Annotated in this window: 27 protein-coding genes; 9 read left to right on the top strand and 18 right to left on the bottom strand. The window is 67.8% G+C overall.

Going from position 1 to position 22755, the window contains the following annotated elements; genetic code table 11:
- Positions 1-7 precede the first annotated feature (7 nt).
- The 13 genes from soxA to AC1RQK_RS23765 all read right to left on the bottom strand — a co-directional run bounded on the left by soxA (position 8) and on the right by AC1RQK_RS23765 (position 9790).
- Complete coding sequence (gene soxA, locus AC1RQK_RS23825) at positions 8-832, bottom strand: sulfur oxidation c-type cytochrome SoxA (protein WP_492374152.1); 825 nt, start codon at positions 830-832, stop codon at positions 8-10.
- A 166-nt stretch (positions 833-998) separates the two neighbouring features.
- Positions 999-1454 (bottom strand): DsrE family protein, encoded by a 456-nt coding sequence (locus AC1RQK_RS23820; RefSeq protein ID WP_492811502.1) that lies wholly within the window; start codon positions 1452-1454, stop codon positions 999-1001.
- 130 nt (positions 1455-1584) lie between these two features.
- The gene (soxZ, locus tag AC1RQK_RS23815) at positions 1585-1896 is read right to left on the bottom strand and encodes a thiosulfate oxidation carrier complex protein SoxZ (protein WP_150991211.1); all 312 of its coding nucleotides are present in this window, start codon (positions 1894-1896) and stop codon (positions 1585-1587) included.
- A gap of 63 nt (positions 1897-1959) precedes the next feature.
- A complete protein-coding gene (gene soxY, locus AC1RQK_RS23810) occupies positions 1960-2415 on the bottom strand; it encodes a thiosulfate oxidation carrier protein SoxY (protein WP_043350495.1) in 456 nt (151 codons plus the stop codon).
- Positions 2416-2585: 170 nt separating this feature from the next.
- Positions 2586-2915 carry a c-type cytochrome gene (locus AC1RQK_RS23805; RefSeq protein ID WP_150991213.1) on the bottom strand — a complete coding sequence of 110 codons (330 nt, stop codon included), beginning with the start codon at positions 2913-2915 and terminating at the stop codon, positions 2586-2588.
- A 120-nt stretch (positions 2916-3035) separates the two neighbouring features.
- The gene (locus AC1RQK_RS23800; RefSeq protein ID WP_492811499.1) at positions 3036-4094 is read right to left on the bottom strand and encodes a c-type cytochrome; all 1059 of its coding nucleotides are present in this window, start codon (positions 4092-4094) and stop codon (positions 3036-3038) included.
- Positions 4078-5442, bottom strand: a complete 1365-nt coding sequence (gene soxC / locus AC1RQK_RS23795; protein WP_492374150.1) for a sulfite dehydrogenase — start codon at positions 5440-5442, stop codon at positions 4078-4080. The genes AC1RQK_RS23800 and soxC overlap by 17 nt, the downstream gene beginning before the upstream one ends.
- 135 nt (positions 5443-5577) lie before the next feature.
- On the bottom strand, positions 5578-5985 hold the full coding sequence (locus AC1RQK_RS23790; RefSeq protein ID WP_043350505.1) for an ArsR/SmtB family transcription factor: 408 nt from the start codon (positions 5983-5985) through the stop codon (positions 5578-5580).
- A gap of 181 nt (positions 5986-6166) precedes the next feature.
- Entirely contained in the window at positions 6167-7429 is a 1263-nt protein-coding gene (locus AC1RQK_RS23785) for an FCSD flavin-binding domain-containing protein (protein ID WP_492811497.1), read from the bottom strand.
- A 28-nt stretch (positions 7430-7457) separates the two neighbouring features.
- Complete coding sequence (locus AC1RQK_RS23780) at positions 7458-7802, bottom strand: c-type cytochrome (protein ID WP_492374148.1); 345 nt, start codon at positions 7800-7802, stop codon at positions 7458-7460.
- Positions 7799-8644, bottom strand: coding sequence for a BON domain-containing protein (locus AC1RQK_RS23775; protein ID WP_492811494.1), 846 nt, complete (start codon positions 8642-8644; stop codon positions 7799-7801). Before AC1RQK_RS23775 ends, AC1RQK_RS23780 begins: the two co-directional genes overlap by 4 nt.
- A 90-nt stretch (positions 8645-8734) precedes the next feature.
- Positions 8735-9322: a phosphoheptose isomerase gene (locus tag AC1RQK_RS23770; protein ID WP_043350515.1), complete on the bottom strand. Its 588-nt coding sequence runs from the start codon at positions 9320-9322 to the stop codon at positions 8735-8737.
- A 99-nt stretch (positions 9323-9421) separates the two neighbouring features.
- The gene (locus tag AC1RQK_RS23765) at positions 9422-9790 is read right to left on the bottom strand and encodes a YraN family protein (protein WP_492374177.1); all 369 of its coding nucleotides are present in this window, start codon (positions 9788-9790) and stop codon (positions 9422-9424) included.
- A gap of 39 nt (positions 9791-9829) precedes the next feature.
- Between AC1RQK_RS23765 and rsmI the strand changes: the two genes are divergently transcribed.
- Positions 9830-10753 carry a 16S rRNA (cytidine(1402)-2'-O)-methyltransferase gene (gene rsmI / locus AC1RQK_RS23760; protein WP_492374146.1) on the top strand — a complete coding sequence of 308 codons (924 nt, stop codon included), beginning with the start codon at positions 9830-9832 and terminating at the stop codon, positions 10751-10753.
- A 71-nt stretch (positions 10754-10824) separates the two neighbouring features.
- Here rsmI and AC1RQK_RS23755 read toward each other — a convergent pair whose 3' ends face one another.
- Complete coding sequence (locus AC1RQK_RS23755) at positions 10825-11649, bottom strand: septal ring lytic transglycosylase RlpA family protein (RefSeq protein ID WP_492811491.1); 825 nt, start codon at positions 11647-11649, stop codon at positions 10825-10827.
- A gap of 335 nt (positions 11650-11984) precedes the next feature.
- On the opposite strand from AC1RQK_RS23755, the gene AC1RQK_RS23750 reads away from it, so the two are divergent.
- From AC1RQK_RS23750 to AC1RQK_RS23740, 3 genes are all read left to right on the top strand, one after another.
- Complete coding sequence (locus tag AC1RQK_RS23750) at positions 11985-12635, top strand: MBL fold metallo-hydrolase (protein ID WP_477133553.1); 651 nt, start codon at positions 11985-11987, stop codon at positions 12633-12635.
- A 74-nt stretch (positions 12636-12709) separates the two neighbouring features.
- Positions 12710-13357, top strand: a complete 648-nt coding sequence (locus AC1RQK_RS23745; protein ID WP_492811489.1) for a 3'-5' exonuclease family protein — start codon at positions 12710-12712, stop codon at positions 13355-13357.
- A gap of 172 nt (positions 13358-13529) precedes the next feature.
- Positions 13530-13757: a hypothetical protein gene (locus tag AC1RQK_RS23740; protein ID WP_492374142.1), complete on the top strand. Its 228-nt coding sequence runs from the start codon at positions 13530-13532 to the stop codon at positions 13755-13757.
- A 97-nt stretch (positions 13758-13854) separates the two neighbouring features.
- On the opposite strand, the gene arsC is transcribed toward AC1RQK_RS23740, so the two are convergent.
- Both arsC and AC1RQK_RS23730 read right to left on the bottom strand, forming a co-directional pair.
- A complete protein-coding gene (gene arsC, locus AC1RQK_RS23735) occupies positions 13855-14214 on the bottom strand; it encodes an arsenate reductase (glutaredoxin) (protein ID WP_492374141.1) in 360 nt (119 codons plus the stop codon).
- A 103-nt stretch (positions 14215-14317) separates the two neighbouring features.
- Positions 14318-15223 carry a LysR family transcriptional regulator gene (locus AC1RQK_RS23730; RefSeq protein WP_492811487.1) on the bottom strand — a complete coding sequence of 302 codons (906 nt, stop codon included), beginning with the start codon at positions 15221-15223 and terminating at the stop codon, positions 14318-14320.
- Between the two features lie 248 nt (positions 15224-15471).
- Here AC1RQK_RS23730 and AC1RQK_RS23725 point away from each other — a divergent pair, with 248 nt between their 5' ends.
- A complete protein-coding gene (locus AC1RQK_RS23725; protein WP_150992589.1) occupies positions 15472-16062 on the top strand; it encodes a GNAT family N-acetyltransferase in 591 nt (196 codons plus the stop codon).
- 195 nt (positions 16063-16257) lie between these two features.
- Here AC1RQK_RS23725 and AC1RQK_RS23720 read toward each other — a convergent pair whose 3' ends face one another.
- Both AC1RQK_RS23720 and AC1RQK_RS23715 read right to left on the bottom strand, forming a co-directional pair.
- On the bottom strand, positions 16258-17526 hold the full coding sequence (locus AC1RQK_RS23720; RefSeq protein ID WP_492811485.1) for a M20/M25/M40 family metallo-hydrolase: 1269 nt from the start codon (positions 17524-17526) through the stop codon (positions 16258-16260).
- Between the two features lie 44 nt (positions 17527-17570).
- A complete protein-coding gene (locus AC1RQK_RS23715; protein ID WP_492811483.1) occupies positions 17571-18836 on the bottom strand; it encodes an allantoate amidohydrolase in 1266 nt (421 codons plus the stop codon).
- 425 nt (positions 18837-19261) lie between these two features.
- Between AC1RQK_RS23715 and AC1RQK_RS23710 the strand changes: the two genes are divergently transcribed.
- The 4 genes from AC1RQK_RS23710 to AC1RQK_RS23695 all read left to right on the top strand — a co-directional run bounded on the left by AC1RQK_RS23710 (position 19262) and on the right by AC1RQK_RS23695 (position 22724).
- Positions 19262-20674: a C4-dicarboxylate transporter DctA gene (locus tag AC1RQK_RS23710; protein ID WP_492811481.1), complete on the top strand. Its 1413-nt coding sequence runs from the start codon at positions 19262-19264 to the stop codon at positions 20672-20674.
- Between the two features lie 45 nt (positions 20675-20719).
- On the top strand, positions 20720-21409 hold the full coding sequence (locus AC1RQK_RS23705; protein WP_043350559.1) for a GntR family transcriptional regulator: 690 nt from the start codon (positions 20720-20722) through the stop codon (positions 21407-21409).
- 294 nt (positions 21410-21703) lie between these two features.
- Entirely contained in the window at positions 21704-21832 is a 129-nt protein-coding gene (locus AC1RQK_RS23700; RefSeq protein WP_492811479.1) for a hypothetical protein, read from the top strand.
- Between the two features lie 70 nt (positions 21833-21902).
- Positions 21903-22724: an SDR family oxidoreductase gene (locus tag AC1RQK_RS23695; protein WP_416049915.1), complete on the top strand. Its 822-nt coding sequence runs from the start codon at positions 21903-21905 to the stop codon at positions 22722-22724.
- The last annotated feature ends 31 nt before the right edge of the window (positions 22725-22755 follow it).

Below are 22755 nucleotides of genomic sequence, written 5' to 3'. Positions count from 1 at the left end.
CCTTGCCTCAGCGCTTCATGGCCGGACCGTCGTACGTGCCGCCGTTTGCGTTCCTGGCAAGGAACAGGCTCAGCGCGGTGATCACGTCGGAGCCATAGGCGGGTTCGGGAAAGCGCTGCTGGCGCAGGCAGTCATAGAGGCGGTGCTGCATCGAGCGTACCTCGCCCTGCGAGACGCGATAGGCGGGCCACGTGGTGTACGCGGCTTGCGCGCCTTGCTTGGTCAGCAGGTTGGGCAGCTCTTGCAGGCGGATGCGCTGGCCGTCCACGGCGTGGCAGGTGGCGCAGGCGAAGTCGTAGGCGCCGCCACGGTAGAAGAACATCTTCTGGCCGAGGGCGTACACGCGCTTTTCTTCGGGATGGTTCAGCTCCACGTTCATCTTGATGCCGCGCGACTCGCCGGCCACGAAGGCCACCAGGCGCTCGATGTCGGAGGGCTTGCCGGTGGAGGCGAAGGGATTCTTCAGGGCCTCTTCCTGGGTCAGGCCCTGCAGCGTCACGCGGCAGTAGGCCAGGCGTTGCTCCAGGTCCATCACGCGCCCGGTATCCTTGAACAGGCGCGGCAACTCGGCGTAGGCGCCCTTGGTCACGCCGGGGCCCTTACCCAGGTCGCATTGCTCGAGCGAGGCGTTCTTGGGGCCGGCGGGCTTTTTCCAGAGTTCCTCGCCGGCGGCTTCCCACAATTCTGCGGGGTTGCCCTCGGCGAGCATCTGCCGGTACTTGGCGATTTCCTCGGCGGTGCTGCCCTGGGCGTGCACCGCCGCGGCGGCGAGCGCCACGGTGCCGGCCAGCGCCAGCGCGGCGCCGGTGTGGCGGCGTCTGATCGTGTTCATGGGGCTTCTCCTCGGGGCCTCGGGAGCCTGCCGCCGTGTGGCGCCAGGCCGCGCGGGCCCATCTTATGGCTTGTCTTCCCGTTATCGGCGCCCGGTGCGGGCCGGCTCTTGCGCGGGTGCTGCTTACAACCTGTCTGCTTACATCCTGTATTTACGGCTTGCGTATTTACGGCTTGATATAGGCATAGCCTTCATCGAACTGCAGTTTGGCCACTTCCACCACGCCAGCCTGTACCACCTTGGCTTCCATCAGCAGGCTGGACTCCGGAATCTTGCGCGCCATGAGCGTATTGCGGCAAACGCGGAACTCGACGCCGGAACTGGCCAGCGCGCCGACCGCCGCCTCGAAGGTGTTGCCACGTGCGTCACGCGCGCCTTCCACGATGAAGTCCACGCCGTAGCCAAACGCCACCACCACGATCTTGGTATCCGGCGCGGCGTTCAGGTGGTTGCGCAGGTTAGCCATGGCGCGCACCGCCTGGTCCGTGCCTTCGGACAACTGGTAGACCACCTTGACGCGCCCGCCCCTGCCGGCGGCCGCCGGCGCCGCTTGCGCCGCCGCCTTGGCGGCCAGGCCGATCGCCGCCAGCGCCGCCGTTGCTCGAATAAATGCTCGCCGCATGATTGCTATCCTTCCGGTCGCGCCCCCGCGCGCACCATGCGCCGGCCCGGGCCCGACATTCGACCTGAACCATAGCAGAGGATGCCGCTGCCCGCTCGGCCAGGCCGGTACTGACCCGTACCCGGTTCGATCAGGAAATGGTCGCTTCGTCGGTCCGCTTGTCACCGCGGTTGTCGACCCAGGTCACCGTGACCTTGTCGCCCTTGGCGCCGCCCTTGAACTTGAAGTTCAGGAAGGGATCCTTGGATACCGCCGGGCCGAACTGGGCCTGGAATACATCCTTGCCTTTGCACTGCGCCGTCACGCTCTGGATATGCCAGGCGGGAATGATCTTGCCGGACGCGTCCTTGCGCTGGCCGGTTTCCATGTCGTGCTTCATCAGGATCTTGACGTCGACCACACCGCCGCTCTCGGCGGCACGTACGCGCATCGGGTCTGCCATGTTCTTTCCTCTTTCAGGTAATGGTGGGGCGGGAAATCCGCTTGGGTGGATGGGAGCGTGGCCTCAGCCGCCGCAGCCACCCAGCGTCACCTTGATTTCCTTGGACGCCACGTACCATTTGCCGCCGGCCTTGACGGCGGCGTACACCATCGAGGTCTGGCCCATCTTCACCCGCGTGGAGACAAAGGGCTCGGTGCCGGCCGGGATGATGAAATCCGCTGCCAGCGTGTTGGGATTCTTTTCCACCAGGATGGCGATCTGCTCGGTACCAGGGATGTTGCTGGTCACGGCGACCGGCACCACGGCGCCGTTCTCGGCGATGTCGGGGGCGGTAAAGACAATGGCGGTGCTCTTCTCGGTGCCGCTGCCGCCAAATGCCTTGATGACGTCGGCCACGCTCTTGCCGTCGAAGGCGGTCTTGTTCCACTCCGCCGCCTGCGCCTTGCTGATCAGGCCGGTGGCGGCCATCAGTGCGAGCACGGAGGTGACCCGCAATACGTCTCGTCGTTTTGAATGCATTGTTTCCTCTTCTCCTGCGTTTTCCGTTCCGGCTTGGTTTTCTGTTGGCCTGCCGCGCCTTTTTCGCGCCGCAGCGGGCGGTGCATTGCCGCCTTCGCACAGGGGCGCCATCGGCGCCCCTTTGGTCCCGAAGCCGTAACCGGTCCGGGCAGGGCTTGCCCTGGCTGTGCTTACTTGGCCGGGGCGCCTGCCAGCACCCACTCCACGACCGTCTTCAGGTCGGCGTCGCTCAAAGCGGCATTGGCGGGCATCGGCACCGGGCCCCAGACGCCAGCACCACCACTCTTGACCTTCTTGGTCAGCGTTGCCAGCGCGTTCTTGTCGCCCTTGTACTTGGCCGCCACGTCCTTGTAGGCCGGGCCAACCAGCTTCTTGTCGACCTGGTGGCAGCCCATGCAGGCGTTCTTGTTGGCGATTTCCTGGGCCTTGGCGGCATCGACTGCAGCGTTGGCCGAGGCGGCGCAAGCCAGCATCAGCGTTGCGATGACAAACTGCTTCATGGATATGCTCCGAACTTTGAAGAGCCGTGGGGACGGCGAAAAGCCCGCTCGCTGCCAGTGTTGCCTGTCGGCACGGCCGGCGCGGCGGCGCGCTGGCCGCGCCACGGGGCGGCCAGTCCGCTATTTTGCCTCAAGAATCCACCCCACCACGGTGCGCAGGTCGGAATCGGGAATCTGCGCCTGAGGCGGCATCGGCATGCTGCCCCAGGCGCCCTGCCCGCCTGCCCGGATCTTGTGGACGAGCGCGTCCTGTGCATCCTGCCCCTTGTACTTGCGCGCGACCTCGGCAAAGCTCGGACCGACCAGCTTGCGATCGGTGGCATGGCAGGCCATGCACTGGTACTGGCTGGCCAGCTTCGCACCCGCCGTCTCGCCGGGTGTGGCCGAGGTGGCCGGGATGGCGGCCGCGGGTGCGCTGGCGCCGCCGCCGGCAGCCCAGCCGCGCGTGGGCCCTACGGTGCGCTGTTGCGCCGCCAGGTCGCCGTGGGCATCGCGGGCATAGGCCGGCATGGTCGACACGATCTTGACCGTGGGCGCGCAATCCTTCATGCACGCCGTATTGCGCGTATCCGCCTGGCCCCGCCCGGGCCACAGGCCGTGCTGCAGGGTCATGCCATTGCGGTTCGGCATTTTTTGCTGCACTTCGGCGATATTGCCGTCCGACAGCGTGAAGTCCGCCGGCACGATATCGCCCAGGTTGAGCAGGTAGGCCGTGACTGCGTAGACGTCGTCGGCGGACAGGCTCCGGGGCGCGTTCCACGGCATCGCACGGTGGATGTAGTCCCACAGGGTGCTGACCGTGCTGACCTTCATCAGCGTGGTGCGGTACGGCTGGTTGCCGGTCAGCGAGGCCACCCGGCCACGCTGGATATCCTCGGCGCTGGTGCCGCCGACGATGGGCGAGAACACCTCGTTGGACTCACCAAAGTCGCCATGGCACGAGGCGCATTTGCCGTCCCAGATTGTTTGTCCCTGCGACACCGTGCCGCTGCCCTTGGGCAGGCCCTGGAAGTCGGGGCGCACATCGATATCCCAGGCCTTGACCTCGGCCGGCGTGGCAGTGCGGCCGAGCGCCGCACGCGCGCTGCCGTCCGGCGCGGCGGCCATCGCCGCTGGCCCGCACAGCGCGGCGGCGATGGCCAGGAGTGCCGCGCGCCCGGCGCTAGTCAACGTGGACATTGGAGACCTCGCCGCCATCGGCCACCTGCCAGCTCTGGATGGCGTTGTTGTGATAGATCGAGCGCGCCCCCCGCACCGCGCGCAGCTGCGCCAGGCGGGGCTGCACGTAGCCGGTCTCGTCGATGGCGCGGCTCTGCAGGATGGCCGGGGAGCCGTCCCACACCCAGTCCAGGTTGAAGCGCGTCAGGCATTTGGACAGCACGGGCGTTTCCAGCCTTGCGGTGCGCCAGTTGCGCCCGCCGTCGACCGAGACATCGACGCGCTTCACGCGCCCGCGCCCGGACCACGCCAGGCCGCTGATGTTGTAGAAGCCGCGCCCCACCAGCTGCTGCCCGCCGGAGGGCGTGGTGATGACGGACTTGCACTCCTGGATCGAGGTGTACTGGCGCAGCATGCCGTCGGGCATCATGTCCACGTAGTGCACGGTCTCGTCCTTGGTGTTCCACGGCTGGTCGCCGAGCTCCAGCCTGCGCAGCCACTTGACCCACGACACGCCCTGCACGCCGGGCACCACCAGCCGCAGCGGGTAGCCGTTTTCGGGGCGCAGCATCTCGCCGTTCATGCCCCAGGCGACGATGATCTCGTCGGCCAGCGCCATCGGGATGGTGCGGGTCATGCCTGAACCGTCGCCGCCCTCGGCCAGCAGATAGCGCCCGCGCTTGAAGTCCGCGCCGGCATCGTCGAGCAGGACCTTGAGCGGCACGCCGGTGAACTCGCAGCACGACAGCATGCCGTGGGTGTATTGCACCGTGGGCACCGCCACGTTGCCCCATTCCATGCCGGTATTGGCCCCGCACTCGATGAAGTGCATGCGCGACACCGCGGGCAGGCGCATCAGGTCGTCCATGGTGTAGACGCGTGGCGCCTTCACCAGGCCGTTGATCATCAGGCGGTGGCGGGCCGGATCGATGTCCTGCCAGCCTTGATGATGGCGCTCGAAGTGCAGGCCGTTGGGCGTGATGATGCCGAAGAAGCCTTGCAGCGGGGCAAAGGAGACCGAGGCCGCCGATACCCGCGTCAGGCCTGGCGACTCGCGGCGCACCAGGTTTTTCTCGAACGGCGACGGCTGGCCGTAGGGATGCGCGGCAACCGGCTGGCCGAGCGTGGTGGCCCAGGGTTGCGGGGTGAGGATGGCGTCGTCGCCGGCAACGCCATCCGCTGCGCGGGCCCGGCTGGCGACGCCAGCGGCCAGCGCGGCTGCGGCGCCCAGGAAGCTCTTGCGCAGGAAGTCGCGGCGAGGGCTGTCGGACGCGCCTACGCCATGCTGCGTGATGTCCTGCTGCAGCGAGGCGCTGACGAAATGCTCCGGCGCACGCACGATGCGCCCGGGGCGGCTCTGTTGCGGCACTGCGGTCTCCTCCGGCTCGCGCGTGCGGCGCCAGAGGCACCGTCGGCGAACCTGTTGTGGGTCAGCGCCCGCGCAAGCGGACGGCTGCCGTCGAACCTTGGTGCGAGCGTTGCTGCCTGGCACCCGGCGCGTTGCTCAGCGGCTGCGCCGGCGCGGTGCCGGGGTGGCCTGCGGCATGAAGCGATCGACCATGCTGGCTGGCAAAGCGTTGTCTTCCAGCCGGCTGGCGACCTGCACGCAGACCGTGCGGCACAGCTCGATCACGCTCTCGTCCTCGATGGCGTAGAACACGAGGTTGGCCTCCTTGCGGCGCGACAGCACGCCCGCGCGGTACATCGCGGTGAGATGGCGCGACACATTGGTCTGCGACGATCCCACCGTCTCCACCACGGTGCCCACCGGCTTCTCGCCATCGCACAGGGCGTGCAGGATCTTCAGCCTGGTGGGCTCTGCCAGCAGGCTGAAATACCCCGACACTTTCTCGAACACGCGATCCATCTCATCCATGCCGTTCAATATATTCGTATATGCGTAATTGCGCATATAGTGTTTACCCCTTCGCATAGCCGAAGCCGCCGAACGGGCCATAGCCGCGCGCCATGACGAAGGCTGTCTCTCCCTCTCCCCTCAGGGGGAGAGGGAGGCTTAGCCAGGAACCACTTGAAGCGAAGCCCGTGGTGTTCTCCAGCACGACAACGCAGATCGTGACTGCCGCGGACTGCCCTCAGCCCAGCATGTCGGCCCAGATGGCATCCGCCCACGCCTGCGCATAGGTGCCTTCCAGCGCGTTCGGCGCCGCCGACAGCCCGCCTGACCCGGGCACCGTGACCATGGTCTTCTGCGCGGCATCGTAGCGATGCACGCTGGCGATATGGATGGCTTCGCGCTCCGAGGTGAAGCTATAGCAGGTGTTGTTGTACAGCGGCTCGGGGTTGGGCGCGTGGCCGGCTAGCAGCGACACGATGGCAGCGGCCGCCACCTTGCCATGCTGGTTGGCCATATGGCCCGATTTGGGCATCAGCGGCGCAATCTGGATGGCATCGCCGAGCACGTGGATATTGGGCGCGGCCTTGGATTCGAAGGTGAGGAAATCGACCTCGCACCAGCGGCCGTTGGCGGTGGCCAGCCCGCTTGCAACGGCGATGGCCCCGGCCCGCTGCGGCGGCAGCAGGTTGAGCACGTCGGCGCGCTCGTCGTCCTGCACCTCGAACTTGAGCGTGCGGGTGACAGGGTCCACATCGACGGCGTTGTACTGCGGCCGGTACTCGACCATGCCCTGGTAGCGCGTGGCCCAGACCTGCTTGAACAGCGCTGCCTTGGAGGTGACGTCGGGATTGGCGTCAAGGATCAGCACCTTGCTGCGCGGCTTGGCCCGGGTGAAATAGTCCGCGACCAGGCAGGCGCGCTCATAGGGGCCAGGCGGGCAGCGATACGGCGCCAGCGGAATGCTGATGGCGAAGGTGCCGCCGTCGCGCATGGCCTCCAGCTGGCGGCGCAGGCCCACCGTTTGCGGGCCGGCCTTCCAGGCGTGCAGGATCTGGTCGCCGCCGGGCTGGGCAAGGCCCGGGATCTCGCCGGAGAGCACGTCCACGCCAGGTGAGAGCACCAGCTTGTCGTAGGCGAGCGTGCCGCCACCTGCCAGGCGTACCTCGCGGCGCGCGGCGTCGATGGCGCTGACGTGGTCGCGCACGACCTTGACGCCGTGGCGCTTTGCCAGCGCATCGTAGGACAAGGTGATGTCGTCGATGCGCTTGCTGCCGGCGAGCACCAGGTTGGATAGCGGGCAGGACACAAAGCTGGCGTTGGGCTCGACCAGCGTGACCTCGATGCCCTGCGTGCTCCATTCGCGCAGGTAGCGCGCGGCAGTGGCGCCGCCATAGCCGCCGCCCACCACCACCACCTTTGCCCTGCGGGTCGCGGCTTGCGCGCCGAGCGTGCCGAACATGGCCGCGCCGGCCAGCGTGCCGAGAAACTCACGTCGTTGCATCTGGAAATCTCCTTGCCGGGTTGCAGGGTTAGCGCACGGCGGCGAACCAGCCCGCGATGGCCTCGATCTGCTGGTCGCTGTAGCCCTTGGCGATCTGCTGCATCACGGTGGCCTCGCGCTTGCCTTGCTTGAAGTCCTGCAGCTGGCGGACCAGCTCGGACTGGCTGCGCCCGGCGAGTGCCGGCACCACGCTGCCCGCAGGCGCGCGGCCGGCCGGGCCGTGGCAGCCGGCGCAGGCGGCGGCCCAGTTGCGCGCCTGCAGCGCGGTGGCGTCGGTCGCCTGCGCGCGCGCGCAGGCAGGCAGGGCCAGTAGCGTCAGCGCTATTAACGCTATTAGCGTCGGCAGGGCAGCTGGTGTGAGGGTCTGGTTCATGGTGTTCGCTCCGGGGTCGCGCCGCGAGGGCGTGCCAACCCTAGCACAGCGCAGCGCGCGCATGTGATGCGAAATCCGCAGATCGAACTGCGCCGGCTGCTCTCAGGCGCGGGCGGCGGCCGGCAGCAGCCGGCAGAGTCGGCGGGCGCTGCGTCTGGCGGCGTGGTCCGCCCGGTGGAGGCAGCGTCGAGCCTGGCCGCCTCGGCTTCGGTCACATAGTCGAATGCCTTGACCACCTTGACCACGCCGCTGGCATTGCGCGCCACATCGGTGGCGCGCTCGCCCTCGGGCGGCGTGACCACGCCGAGCAGGTAGACGACGCCCTTCTCGGTGACGATCTTGATCGAGTTCGAGGGCACGCCATCGGCGGTGACCAGCATGGTCTTGACCTTGCTGGTGATAAAGGTGTCCTGGCTCTGGGTGACGAACGACGGCGACGAGACGATCTCGAGCTCGTTGACCACTTCGCGCGCATTGGGCAGGCCCTTTACGTATTGCTCGATCTGCTGCTTGACCGTGTTGTCCTTGGCCTCGCCTGTCAGCAGCACCTTGCGGTTGAAGACCGACACGCTCACGCGGGCCTGGCCGTTGTAGCGCGAGTTCAGCGTGTTCTCGGCTTCGAGCTGCAGGCCGCGGTCGATGGTTTGGGTGGCGGTGGGCCGGCGGTCGGTGGCCATGGTCACGCCGCTGGCCATGCCGGCAGCGATGACCGGAAAGCAGCCGGCGAGCTGCGTGGCCGCGACGGTCAGGGCCGCCATCATGGCGGCGGTGCGGGCCAGGCGCGGCAGGTGCCCGGTCAGCCGGGCGGCGCGGGATTCACGCGGGTTGGGCAGAGTCGTCATGCGGTCCTTGCTGAAAGCGGTGAGGCAAAAAAAGGGCTGTGGTGGCAAAAGGCGGCAGCGCCGCGCGGCGAGCTTGGGTGGGCGCAGGCCTTACCCCTCGCCCAGCAACGCTTCGTCGATGCCGTCGCACAGGCAATGCAGGGTCAACAGGTGCACTTCCTGGATGCGCGCCGCGCGCTCGCTGGGCACGCACAGGTGGACGTCGAATTCGTCGAGCAGGCCGGCGAGCTCGCCCCCGCCCTGGCCGGTCAGCGCCACCACGCTCATGTCCCGCTGCTTGGCGGCCAGCACCGCGGCGATCACGTTGGCGGCGTTGCCGGAGGCGGACATGGCGAGCAGCACGTCGCCCGGCTGGCCGAGCGCTTCCACCTGCTTGGAGAACACCACGCTGAAATCGTAGTCATTGCCGATGGCGGTGAGGATGGAGCTGTCGGTGGTCAGCGCGATGGCCGCCAGGCCCGGGCGCTCGCGCTCGAAGCGGCCGATCAGGTCGGCCGCGAAATGCTGGGCATCGGCGGCGGAACCACCGTTGCCGCAGGCCAGGATCTTGTTGCCGCTGGTGAGCGCGCCAACCAGGCGCTCGATCGCCGCGGCGATGTGCGGCGCCATCACCGTGGCGGCCTGGCGCTTGGTCTCCGCGCTGTCGAAGAAATGCTGCTGGATGCTATCGATATGCATGGCTCGATCGGCCTTCTTGTTTTCAAACGCTTTTCAAATACGGCATGCGCCGCAAGATACCGCTGCATTATGACGCAGGCGCCTGGGCTGCCTGCCGCTTCATTGCGCCGCGCCAGCATCGAACGCGTCGCGGATCCATTCGAGGCGGCCCGGCTCCAGCGCGACCACATCCAGCCGGCAGCGCGGCTCGAAGCCCTGTCCTGCCTGCGCCGCCAGGTAATGCGCCGCCGCCAGCAGGATGCGCCGCTGCTTGGCGGGCGTGACGCTGGCCGCTGCACCGCCATAAGCACGGCTGGCGCGCTGGCGCACCTCGACAAACACCAGCGTGCCGTCGGCCGCGCGCATGATCAGGTCGATCTCGCCGCCTTTGCAGCGATAATTGCGAACCACGAGCGCCAGGCCCTGCCTTTCCAGGTAGTCCAGCGCGCGCGACTCGGCCCGGGCTCCCCGCGCCTGCGTCGGCGACATCGTGGATTTGAATGATGGTTTCAACGGAAGTTCTCAAGCATGACTGACTGGATCTCCCTGGCGGCCGGCCAGTCCTACCCGTCCGGCACCCTGTATGTGGTGGCCACCCCGATCGGCAACCTGGCCGATCTCTCGCTGCGGGCGCTGCATGTGCTCGGCCTGGTCGACGCCGTGGCCTGCGAGGACACCCGCAACACCGGGCAACTGCTCACGCGCGTGGGCCTGCACCGCCCTTTGCTGGCGGTGCACGAGCACAACGAGCGCGAAGCGGCCGAGCGCATCAACGCGCGGCTGGCGGCCGGCGAGCGCATCGCCTATGTGTCCGACGCGGGCACGCCCGGCATCTCGGATCCGGGCGCGCGGCTGGTGGAAGCGGCGCGCGCCGCGGGCCACGCGGTGGTGCCGCTGCCCGGCCCGAGTGCGACGGTGGCCGCGTTGTCGGTGGCGGGCGCGATGCTCGACAGCGGTGACGGCCGCTTCACCTTTGCCGGTTTCCTGCCGCCCAAGGCGCGTGCGCGCGCCGATGCCATCGCCGGGCTGGCCACACTGGACCATGCCTGGGTGGTGTATGAGGCGCCGCACCGCATCGCCGACACGCTGGCGGCGCTGGCTGCCGCGCTGCCGGCCGGCCGGCGGCTGTTGATCGGCCGTGAGCTGACCAAGCTGTTCGAGGAAATCAAGGTGCTGCCCGTGAGCGAGGCGCCGGCCTGGCTCGCCGCCGATCCGTCGCGCGCCAAGGGCGAGTTCGTGCTGGTGGTGGAAGGGGCAGCACCGGCGGCGGCGGATGCCGGCCTGCCCGACGCCCGCGCCCAGCAGGTGCTGGGCCTGCTGCTGGCCGAGTTGCCGGCCAAGCGGGCTGCCAAGCTTGCCGCCGCCATTACCGGTGCGCCAACGGATGCGCTGTACCGGCTGGCGCTGGCCCAGCGCGCCGAGGGTGGCGCGGAGGACGAAGCCACGGAGTAAGCCGGAGACAAGCGCGAGGCTGGCGCCGTCGGCCTCGCGGACCTGGCAGGGCACATGGTCCGCGCCCCGGCTCAACGGCTCTTGCGCTTCGTGGTGGCAGGCTTGCGCGCCTTGCGGGCCGTGCGCGCCGGCTTGGCGGGATTGTCTGCCATCTCGGAACCGGTGGAGGCATCGTCGCCGCCATCGCCCGCATCGTCATCGCCCGGCGCGATCTGTGGCCCCAGCGCCGCGACCTCGGAGCGCGACAGGCGCCGGATTTCCACCTGGGTCGAGCCGTGGTCGGTGAAGCCGAGGCGCTTGGCGGCGCCATAGGAGACATCGAGGACGCGGTTGCTGTGATACGGCCCGCGATCGTTGATGCGAACCACCGCGACCTTGCCGTTGCGCAGGTTGCGCACCAGCACCCAGCTGTCGAGCGGCAGCGAGGGATGCGCGGCGGTCATCGCGCGCATGTCGAAGCGCTCGCCATTGGCGGTCTTGCGGCCATGGAAGCCCTTGCCATACCAGGACGCCGTGCCGCGCTGCTCAAAGGAGCCCAAGTCGGGCCGCAAGCCTTCCAGCGAGCCCTGGCCGGCGCCCTCGCCCAGCGCATCGTTGCCGCCGCCCCAGCGGAACAGGCCCCAGCCGTTACCGTTGTCTTTCTGGGCATGATCGGTCGCCTCGCCCCTGGTGGCGTCATCGGCCTTGCCATGCTTGCCGCCGTTTTTGTCGCCCTTGGCCGTCTTGCCCGGCTTGGCAGCCTTGGCACTTCCCGGCGTGGCGGCAGTGGGCATGCCCTCCTGCGCTTCATCCGCCGGCGGGATCGCACAGGCGGCCAGCGCCAGCGCGCACGTGGCGTGCAGGCACAGGCGGACGATCCGCCCGGGGCGGGGAAAATGGGGGGGTAACCAAGACATCGCGGGAGTCTAGCATCACGCAGTTACACCTATGGTCTTGATTATGTTACGAATTGTCTGTAACGCGCGGCAAAAACCGTACCCGATTCGGCGGCGGTCGGGCGCAATGCCAGTCCTGGCAAGGCTTTCACGGTGTGCTGCCCGCATGGCTTCATGGCTTGGCCGTGCTGCCGGGCGCAGCACGTTCCAGTGTGCCCGACGCTACAATGCGAGGACGATTCCAATCGCGGGCCGTCCCGGCGGTTGCGCCCGTTGTGGCGCATCAGGCGCCCGCGGCTTCCACGGCTTCCGCGGCTTTCGCGATATCCCGCGTTCCCCCTCCTGAATTCCGCCCCATGCAAGTCCTATTGATTCCCGTGACGCCTTTCCAGCAGAACTGCGCGCTGCTGATCGACGAGACCACCGGCCGCGCCGCGGTGACCGATCCCGGCGGCGACCTTGACCGCATCCATGCCGCGGTCAAAGAACACGGCGTGACGCTGGAGAAGATCTTTCTCACCCACGGCCATGTGGACCATTGCGCGGGCGCCGCGTCGCTCGCGCGCGAGCTTGGAATCCCGATCGAGGGGCCGCACGAGGACGAGCGTTTCTGGATCGAGCAACTGCCCGAGCAGACGCGCCGCTTCGGCTTTGGCCACGCCGAGATCTTCGAGCCGCAGCGCTGGCTCGACACGGGCGACACCGTGCAGTTCGGCAGCGAGACGCTGGAGGTCTACCACTGCCCGGGCCACACGCCCGGCCACGTGGTGTTTTTCTCGCGCGCCAACCGGCTTGCCATCGTGGGCGATGTGTTGTTCGCCGGCTCGATCGGCCGCACCGACTTTCCGCGCGGCAACCACGCCGACCTGATCCGCTCGATCCGCACCCATCTGTGGCCGCTGGGCGAGGACGTCACCTTCGTGCCCGGCCACGGGCCCGTCTCCACCTTTGGCGAGGAGCGCAAGAACAACCCGTACGTGGCGGACCACCTGATCGATGTGGCCTAGTGGCCTGGCAGGCTAGTGGGCTAGTGGGCTAAACCCGCCGCCGCTTTTCTCGAACCTCATTTCCAAGGCAGGCCATGGCCAAGCGACAGGCACCTGACACCCGTCCCGAAATCTATGTCAGCACCGACGTGGAGGCCGACGGCCCCATCCCCGGGCCGCACTCCATGCTGTCGTTCGCCTCCGCCGCGATGCTGGCGGACAAGACCGTGGTGAGCACCTTCTCGGCCAACCTGGAAACGCTGCCGGGCGCGGCCGGGCATCCGGCGCAGATGCAGTGGTGGCAAAGCCAGCCGGAAGCCTGGGCCGCCTGCCGGCAGGACCTGGAGCCGCCCGAGCGGGCCATGGTGCGCTACGTGGAGTGGGTGGAAAGCCTGCCCGGCAAGCCGGTCTTCGTGGCCTTTCCGGCTGGCTTCGACTTCACCTGGATGTTCTGGTACATGATGCGTTTTGCCGGCCGCTCGCCGTTTGGCTGGGCCGCGCTCGACATCAAGACGCTGGGGTTCGCCATGACCGGGCTGCCCTACCGCAAGACCGTCAAGCCGGCACTGCCGGCCGAGTGGAAGGACCCGCTGCCGCACACCCATGTGGCGCTTGACGATGCGCTGGAGCAAGGTGCGCTGTTCTGCAACATGCTCGCCGAGCTGCGCGCGCGGGAGGCCACGCTGGCCGCCGCGCAAGCTTTGGCCGAAAGCGATGGTGCGCCACCGGCTCCCACGGCCTGAGCAGGTTTGCCTGCGGATTGCCGCGGGCCGTGCGCCGGCCTCGCATCCTGGGCCGCGCCAGCTATAGTTAAGACGTATATGGCATCCGAACCCACCCCGTCACAGGGCTGCCGCGGCGCCACGCCATATACGCTTACACGGCCTCGCGAGCCACGCCCAGGAGGTGTCGCCCATGCGTTTCCATCCCGACCTGCACTTGCGCCATATGGCCGGGCGGTTGCACTGGCCGCACGTGAGCGCATCCTCGCGAGAGTCCACACGCTCGCATTCCCTGGAGGACGACGCCGACGTCGCCAAGGCCACGGTCTACGTGAGCGCGGTGACGCTGGTGATCCTGCTGGTGGTCCTGGCGGCAATCGCTTTCGGCCAGGAGGCCATGCACTGGCTGGGTGTTCATTAGACGACCCGCCTGAAGCAGTTCAGCCTCCCTGACCGGGCCGGCCCCCACCTTGGTGGGGGCCGGTTTTATTCCGGGACCAAGGTATGCCGGCGCCGGCTCAGGCCAGCAAGGGGGAGACGTTCTCGGGCGGGCGGCCGATGGCGGCGCGGCGGTTGCGCACCACCAGCGGGCGTTGCAGCAGGATGGGGTGGTCGGCCACCGCGCCCAGCACCTCGGCATCGGTCAGGCCCGGATCGGCCAGGCCCAGCTCCTTGTAGGGCGCTTCGTTGTCGCGCACCATCTCGCGCACCGGCACGCCCAGCATGGTGTGGAGCTGCTTGAGCGTGGACAACGTGGGCGGCGTCTTCAGGTATTCCACGATCTCCACGGGCTCGCCCAGCCGGCCAGCGGCTGCCTCGACCAGCGCGAGGGTTTCACGCGACTTCGAGCAACGGGGGTTGTGATAGATGGTGATCATGGCGGCACTCCTGGTTCGACCGATGCCCCGGCGTCGGGGCTGAAACCCGCACTATACAAGCGGCGTTGCCCGCCCGCATGCCCCCGAGAGGTGGCATATCGGCTCAGGCCGGGCTTTGCCTTTCCGGCGCCAGCCGCAGCAGGGCCGCCACGGTGGCACGCAGCCCGGCGCGCAGCGGCTTGTCGTGGCGCAGCACCAGCGCCAGCGTGCGCGCCAGCGGCGGGGCCAGCGGGCGCACGGCGATCCGCGCGCGCGGCTGGCCTGGCGGCAGCGCCATGCCCGGCAGCACCGAATAGCCCAGCCCGGCACCCACCAGCTCCTTGATCGCCTCGACGCTGTCGAGCTCCATCACCGGGCGCGCGCTGATGCCGGCGCGCAGGAACCATTCGTCCACCAGCCGGCGCGTATTGCCGCCGGGCGAGAACAGCACCAGCGGCCGGCCAGCCAGGTCGGCGGGCGTCACGGTAGCGGGCAACGGCTCATCGTCGGCGGGGCCAATGGCCACGAACGGGTCTTCCAGCACAGGCGTGATGTCGAACATCCGGCCAGAGGCTGGCAGCGTCACGAAGGCCAGGTCCAGGGCGTTGTCTTCCACCGCCTTGAGCGCTTCGCCGGTGTTTTCCGTGCTGACCACGATCTCCAGCGCAGGCATGGCGCGGCGCAGGTCGCGCAGCACCGCAGGCAGCAGGTAAATGCAGGCGGTGGCGCCCGTGCCCAGCCGCACCCGGCCGATCACACCACCGGCGTGGCGCGCCATGCTGTCATCGGCGGCGGCCAGCGCCCCGGCCACGCCGCGCGCGTGCGCCAGCAAGTCTTCGCCGGCAGGGGTGGGCAGCACGTGGCGCCCCACCCGTTCGAGCAGGCGCAGGCCATAACGCTGCTCCAGCTGGCGCACCTGCAGGCTGACGGCCGGCTGGCTCAAGCCGAGGCGCTCGGCCGCCGCCGAGAAGCTACCAAGATCGCAAACCAGCGAAAAGGCCTGCAGGAAGTCGGGATTGAGATGCCGCATACCAAAGAATTTCTTATGCGCCGCATAAGTCAGCGAAGCTTCCTTTATAGCATCGGCGCACGTTAAGGTAGCGGCGTGCCCCGGCCCTTGCCATCGCGGGGCAGCTTGCTGCAACACGGCTTTCCTCCACGTATCGTTTTTCCCCCGGCCTCGACTACGCTCGAACCGGCTTACCCGCCCAGACCGCTCGCCGCGCCAGCATCATGAAAGCCCCTCTCGCCACACTCAGCGCCGCCTCTGCCACGCCTATGGCCGTGGCCAATGCCACCGCCGCCGTCCAGGCCTGCGCCAGCCCGTCGATCCGCGACGCCACCGCTGCCGACATCCCCGCCATCCAGGCCATCTACGCGCACCACGTGCGTCACGGCCGCGCGTCGTTCGAGGAGGTCGAGCCGGGCGTGGACGACATCCGCCTGCGTCACGCCGAGGTGAAGCGCCAGGGCCTGCCCTACCTGGTGGCCGAGCGCGGCGGCGAGGTGCTGGGCTATGCCTACGCCAGCGCCTACCGCACGCGCAGTGCTTACCGTTTTGCCATTGAGGATTCGGTCTACATCGACGAGCGCTACCGGGGCCAGGGCCTTGGCCTGGCGCTGCTTGCCGCGCTGGTGTCGCGCTGCGAGAGCGGCCCGTGGCGGCAAATGGTGGCGGTAGTGGCCTGCACCGCCAGCGGCGAAGGCGCTGGCTCGCTGGCCTTGCACGAGCGGGTGGGCTTTCGCACCATCGGCCGGCTGCAGTCCGTCGGGTTCAAGCACGGGCAGTGGATCGATACGGTGCTGATGCAGCGGTCGCTGGGAGATGGGGACGAAACGCCGCCGGTGGAGCGTTCTGCCAGGCCGTAAGACCTGGCCGGCCCCAAGCCGGCAGACAGCCGATTTCCCTGAATTAATTCCAATTAGGAATTATAAGTGGATATAACTAGGTAGATATATTTGTCATGTGCATGATCTTGCGATCAAGGCTGACGAGAGGGCGCGGCGAGCGCCTGCCCTCTCTTCTAGTCCCGGGGCTGATATCAGCCCCGGGACCATGACGGATCAACCGATCAGATCCGACAGCGCCAGCGCCACCACCTTGGTGGCACGGTTCAGGTCGTTCAGGCGCAGGTTCTCGTCCGAGTTGTGGCCGCGCGCTTCCATCAGCGTGCGCGGGCCGGCGCCGTACAGCACGGTGGGGATGCCGTACTTGGTGTAGTGGCGGGCATCGGTGTAGAGCGGCACGCCTTGCACCGGGATCTCCACGCCGAACACTTCCTCGGCACGGCCCTTCAGGGCGCCGATCAGCTTTTCCACGCCCGGCAGTTCCGACAGCGGCTCGGCCAGGATGATGCGCTCGACCTTGACCTCGATGCCCGGACGGTCCTTGGCGGCCTTCTCGACCACGGCGCGCAGCTCACCCTCGGCGTCGAAGCCGATTTCCTCGGGGATCATGCGGCGGTCGACGCGGAAGGTCACCAGGTCCGGCACCACGTTGGTGTTGATGCCGCCCTTGATCAGGCCGACGTTCAGCGTGGCGGTATCGATGCCCAGCGTCTTCGACTTGCGCGTGGCCAGCTCGGCACGCAGGCCGTAGATGGCTTGCAGGATGTGGGTGGCAGCTTCGATCGCGTCCACGCCGGTGTGCGGCATGGCGGCGTGGCCTTGCTTGCCCTTGACCGTCACTTCCACGTGCAGGCAGCCGTTGTGGGCCGAGGTGATGCCGTAGGAGAAGCCGGCCGAGATGGCGTAGTCCGGCTTGCTCAAGCCCTGGTCGAGCAGGAACTTGGGACCGATGTCGCCGCCGGTTTCCTCGTCGTACGTGAATTGCAGCTCCAGCGTGCCGTTGAGCTTGGCACCTTGCTTTTCGGCTTCCATCAGCGCCAGCACAGCGTAGGTGTAGGTGGCGAAGTCCGACTTGGACACCGCCACGCCACGGCCGTACATGACCGGGCCGTGCTCGCTGTCGGCGATTTCGCCGCCGTACGGGTCCTTGGTCCAGCCCAGGCCCGGAGGCACCACGTCGCCGTGGGCGTTCATGGCGATGGTGGGGCCGCCCGTGCCGAAGGTCTTGCGCACCAGCAGGTTGGTGGCGCTGATCATGCCAGCGGCCTTGACCAGCTCGTCCGGCACCTTGTGCGCTTCGACCTTGAAGCCCAGGCCTTCGAGCAGCTCCTTGGCGCGCGCACCGTGCGCGTCGCAATCGCCCGGCGGGTTATCCGACGGCACCTTGACCAGTTCGGCGAGGAAGGCTTCCTGCGCGGGACGCTGGGCGTCGATGTAGTTGGTGAGCGTGGTCTGCAGCGGGTTCACGTTGTCTCTTGCGGTCATGTTGATTCTCGAAAAAGTCTTTCAGGATGGCGGATGCGGGCGCTTTACTGCTGCGGCGCGGAATGCTTGTCGAAATGCTCGACGAAATCGTTGAACACGGCAGCCGCGCTAGCGGCATCCTCCGCGGTCATGATCTCGGTGGGGTGATGGCTGATGCCACCGTTGCCGCAGCGCACAAACAGCATCGCGACATCGGCAATGGCCGCGATGGCCATGGCGTCGTGGCCGGCGCCGGAAGGCAGGTGCCGCACCGGCAGCCCCTGGCGGGCGATGGCATCCGCCCATTGCTGTTGCAGCCAGGGCGCGCACGGCACGCTGACGGCCTCGTGGGTCTTGCGGATCTGCACGCGCACATTGCGCCGGGCGCACACGCGCTCGATCTCCGCCAGCACGTCATTCACGGCAGCCTGGCGCACGGCGTCTTCGCCGGCACGGATGTCGATGGAGAAGACCGCGCGGCCCGGCACCACATTGGCGGCGCCGTTAGGCACGTTGAACTGGCCAATCGTGCCGACCAGGCCCGGCAGGCCACTGCAACGGCGCTCGATAAACAGGCCGATCTCGGCGCCGGCCATGGCGGCGTCGCGGCGCATGTCCATCGGCACGGTGCCGGCGTGGCCGGCCAGCCCTTCAAGTTCCACGATAAAGCGGGTGGCGCCGGAGATCGCGGTCACGACACCCAGTGACAGCCCTTCGTTGAGCAGCACCGGGCCTTGCTCGATATGGACTTCCACGAACGCCAGCACCTGCTCGCGCGCATGCGCGGCGGCGGGCAGGCCGGCGGGATCGAAACCTGCCGCGCGCATCACTTCGCGCATGGTCTTGCCCGAGTCGTCCACGTTGTCGAGCACATTGGTGTCGAAGGTGCCGGCGATGGCGCGGCTGCCCAGCAGCGTGGCCTTGAAGCGCACGCCCTCTTCCTCGGCAAAGCCGACCACCTCGATGGCGAACGGGAAGCGCTTGCCCTGGCGGTTCCACTGCGCCACGCAGGCAACCGGGAGGATCACGCCGAGGTTGCCGTCATAGCGGCCACCATCGCGCACGGTGTCGAAGTGCGAGCCGGTGAGCAGCGCCGGCGCATCGGGCGCGGTGCCCTCGTAGCGGCCGATCACGTTGCCGGCCGCGTCGCGGCGCACCGTCATGCCGGCAGCCTGCATCCACTCGGTGAGCTGTGCGGCGGCGCCATGGTGGGCCTCGGTGAGATAGGTGCGGGTGAGCATGCCTGGCTGCTCGGTGTGGACGGCCAGGGTATCGGCCCAGGCCATGATGCGCGCCCCGGTTTCGGTAGCGGGCGTGAGGGTTGCTGCCATGCGTGTCTCCTGCTGGAAGTGCGCGAATGCGGGTGGCGCCGGATCATGCAAGCCCCGCGCCAGCGGTGCCTCGGGTGCCGGGCCGGCGCCGCCGGACCATCCCGGTGCGCCCTGACTCTCGTGCGAGAGCTCTATTTTGTGCGATTCATGGTAGCACAGTGAATTCAAAAATTGCATACAAAAATGATATGCACTATATTGGCTTCCACGTTCCGACAATTCGCTGCGGACAATCTGATCCGGACAGCGAGTTGCGTGGATTCCGCTCCAACAAGCGGGCCAATCCGCGAAGCGCCGCAGCCCTCACCCGGCCACGCGCCCGGCACGTCAGGCCGGCTGTCCCGCCACGCGGGCAACCGGCAATTCCTGCAGCAATGACAGGATGCGCCAGCCAAAGTCTAGGACGCGTCCGCATGGAGACAACGATGCACCCAGCAGTCCAGCAACGGCCGGCTTCCGGCCGCCCGCAAGCCGCCTTTTCCCGCTTCTTCCGATCCCTGTTTGGCCAGGTCCTCGTCGCCCTGGTGCTCGGGACTGCGCTCGGGCTGTTTTTCCCTGAATTTGCCGCCAAGCTCAAGCCGCTCGGCGATGCCTTTATCAAGCTGATCAAGATGCTGATCGGCCCGATCGTGTTCTGCGTGGTGGTGGCCGGCATCTGCGGCGCCGGCGAGCTCAAGAAGGTGGGCCGGGTCGGCGTCAAGGCCGTGCTCTACTTTGAGGTGGTCACCACCATCGCGCTGGCGCTGGGCATCGCGCTGGCTTACATCTTCCACCCCGGCACCGGCATGAACGTGAACCCGGCCTCGCTCGACGCCTCGGCCATGTCTGCCTATGTGGACACCGCCGAGAAGGTCAAGAGCGCGGGCATGGTGGATTTCCTGCTCAAGCTGATTCCCAGCACCATCACGGGCGCGTTCGCCAGCGGCGACGTGCTGCAGGTGCTGCTCGTTTCGATCCTGTTCGGCTGCGCGCTGTCGCTGGTGGGTGAGCGCGGCCAGCCGCTGGTGACGATCATCGACAACTTCTCGCATACGCTGTTCAAGATGATGGGCTTCATCATCAAGCTGGCGCCGCTGGGCGTGCTGGGCGCGGTGGCGTTCACCGTGGGCAAGTACGGCATCGGCTCGCTCAAGCAGCTGGGCTACCTGGTGCTGGTGTTCTACGGCGCGGTGGCCTTGTTCGTGATGGTGGTGCTGGGCACGGTGATGCGCCTGTGCGGCTTCTCCGTCTTCAAGCTGATCCGCTACCTGCGCGCCGAGCTGCTGGTGGTGCTGGGCACCGCATCGTCCGACAGCGTGCTGCCGCAGGTGATGAAGAAGCTGGAGTTCCTCGGCATCAAGAAATCGGTGGTGGGCCTGGTGATCCCCACGGGCTACTCCTTCAACCTGGATGCCTTTTCGATCTACCTGACGCTGGCCGCGGTGTTTATCGCCCAGGCCACCAATACGCCGCTGGCGCTGGGCGACCTGCTCGGCATCCTGGCGGTGGCGCTGGTCACCTCCAAGGGCGCGCACGGCATCCCCGGCTCGGCCATCGTGATCCTGGCGGCCACGCTGTCGGCACACCCGGCCATTCCCGCCATCGGGCTGGTGCTGGTGCTGTCGGTGGACTGGTTCATCGGCATTGCCCGCGCGGTCGGCAACCTGATCGGCAACTGCGTAGCCACGGTCGTGGTCGCCGCCTGGGAAAAGGATATCGACCGGGCACGCGCCCACGACGTGCTCAACGGCAGGATCGACGCCAGCGACCTTGAAGCGGGCTTTGGCCCGGCGCCGCACGAGGCCGCCCTGGCTACCCCCGGGGCATCCCCGCTGCCCGGCACGGCCGCGGGGCGCTAGAATCTCGGGATTCCTCCTACCGAGACGCTGCGCAAGTGCGCAACCATGCCTGAGCATATCGACCCTGCCATGACCGCCGAAGCGATCGCCGAAGACATCGTCGCGGCGATCGTCTCGCACCGCCTGCCGCCCGGCACCAAGCTGCGCGAAGAGGCCCTGGCGAGCGTCTACCGCGTCAGCCGCACCAAGGTGCGCGCCGCGCTGCTGATGCTGTCCAAGGACAAGCTCATCCAGATCGTCCCGGACAAGGGCGCCTTCGTGGCCAAGCCCAGTGCCGAGGAGGCACGCGAAGTGTTCGCGGTGCGCCGCATCCTGGAGGCAGCCCTGGCGCGTGAATTCGTGGCGCGCGCCACCGCCGCCGACTACAAGCGCATCGACCGGCACCTCGTCGCCGAGAAGAAAGCGCTGGGCGGCAGCGATGCGCATGTGCGCACCCGCCTGCTCAGCGATTTCCACATCATGCTGGCGGACGTGGTGGGCAATGGTGTGCTGACGGGCATGCTGCAGGAGTTGTCGTTGCGCAGCGCGGTGATCACCATGCTCTACCAGTCCCGCCGCGACGCCGCCTGCTCCTCGGACGAGCATCGCGACTTCATCGAGGCCGCCCGCGCCGGCGACACCGAGCGCGCGGTGACCCTGATGGTGGAGCACCTGAACCACGTCGAGGCGGCGCTGCATTTCGAGCAGGTGCCCGCCGCCCGCAGCAAGGACCTGGTGACGGCGCTGCTGGCCTGATCCCGGCATGCTGCTGCGCGCTTGACCCAGGTCAATGCGCGCCACGCGCCTTTGCACCATCATCGACCTCGTCATGAAGCTGCGGGGGCGCGCTTCATGACACCCTGGCCCGTCCATCGCGGACGGCAGCCCGCACGCCGGCTTGGGTGCGGGCTTTTTCTTTTGCGCGCCGCGCGTGCCGTCATTGCCAGATCCGCGCGTGATCGAATCACGGCTTCGGAGTAGGATGTCGGAGGCCCAAGTCAGAGGCCGCTTAAAAGATCAATGGCAAAAGATAAAAGCCAGGAGACAGACATGACCCGTTCCAGCCGTCCAGTGGCGATGTTCGAGGCATCGCCAGCACCAGCCCGCGCCATCCTGCTCCCCTATTTGCCACCCCTGGCGGCCCCGCCATCCGTGCGCCCGCGCAGCGGGCGCGGCTGATCTTCCCGCCCGACCCACCGTGCCGGGCCATCCGCTTTCATCATCCAACCCATCCTGGTGAGGGAAATCCATGTCCAACGCGTTCAAAGATGACGTCCTGGCCGGCAAGGTCGTGTTTATCGCCGGCGCCTCGTCCGGCATCAACCTGGGCATCGCCCGGCATTTTGCCAAGGCGGGCGCCAGGCTGGCGCTGGTCAGCCGCGACCCCGAGCGCATCGCCGCGGCGGCGGCTAGCATCAACGACGCCGGCGGCAGCGCCATCGGCATGGCAGCCGATGTGCGCGACTATGGCGCGGTGGAGGCGGCGCTTGCGCGCACGCGCGACGAGCTTGGCCCGATCGATATCGTGATCTCGGGCGCGGCCGGCAATTTTGTCGCACCGGCGCTAGGCATGTCCGCCAACGGCTTCAAGACCGTGGTGGATATCGACCTGATCGGCACCTTCAATGTCTTGCGCGCCTGCTTTGCCTTTCTCAATGCGCCGGGCGCCTCGCTGATCGCCATCACCGCGCCGCAGGCGGTCAACGCCATGATGTTCCAGGCCCACGTATGCGCCGCCAAGGCCGGCATCAACATGCTGGTGAAATGCCTGGCCATGGAATGGGGCCCGGCCGGCGTGCGCGTCAACGCCATCTCGCCCGGCCCCATCGCCGGCACCGAGGGCATGGCGCGGCTCGCGCCCACGCCGGAAATGGAGGCGCGCTTCAAGGCGCGCCTGGCGCTGCGCGACTACGGCGACAAGGACGATATCGCCAATACGGCGCTGTTCCTGTCCACCGACAACGCCCGCTATATCACCGGCACCATCGTCGACTGCGATGGCGGCAGCAAGCTGGGCGACGCGTCGGCCGATGCACTGCATCCGCCCAAGGCGCCGGGCAAGGCGGCCTGAGCCGCGCGGCGCTACACACACTCAAGCCTTC

This window comes from Cupriavidus sp. GW822-FHT02D05 (assembly GCF_058802485.1).
Note: the sequence above shows the minus strand (reverse complement) of the source record. Positions and strands in the feature narration are given on the sequence as shown.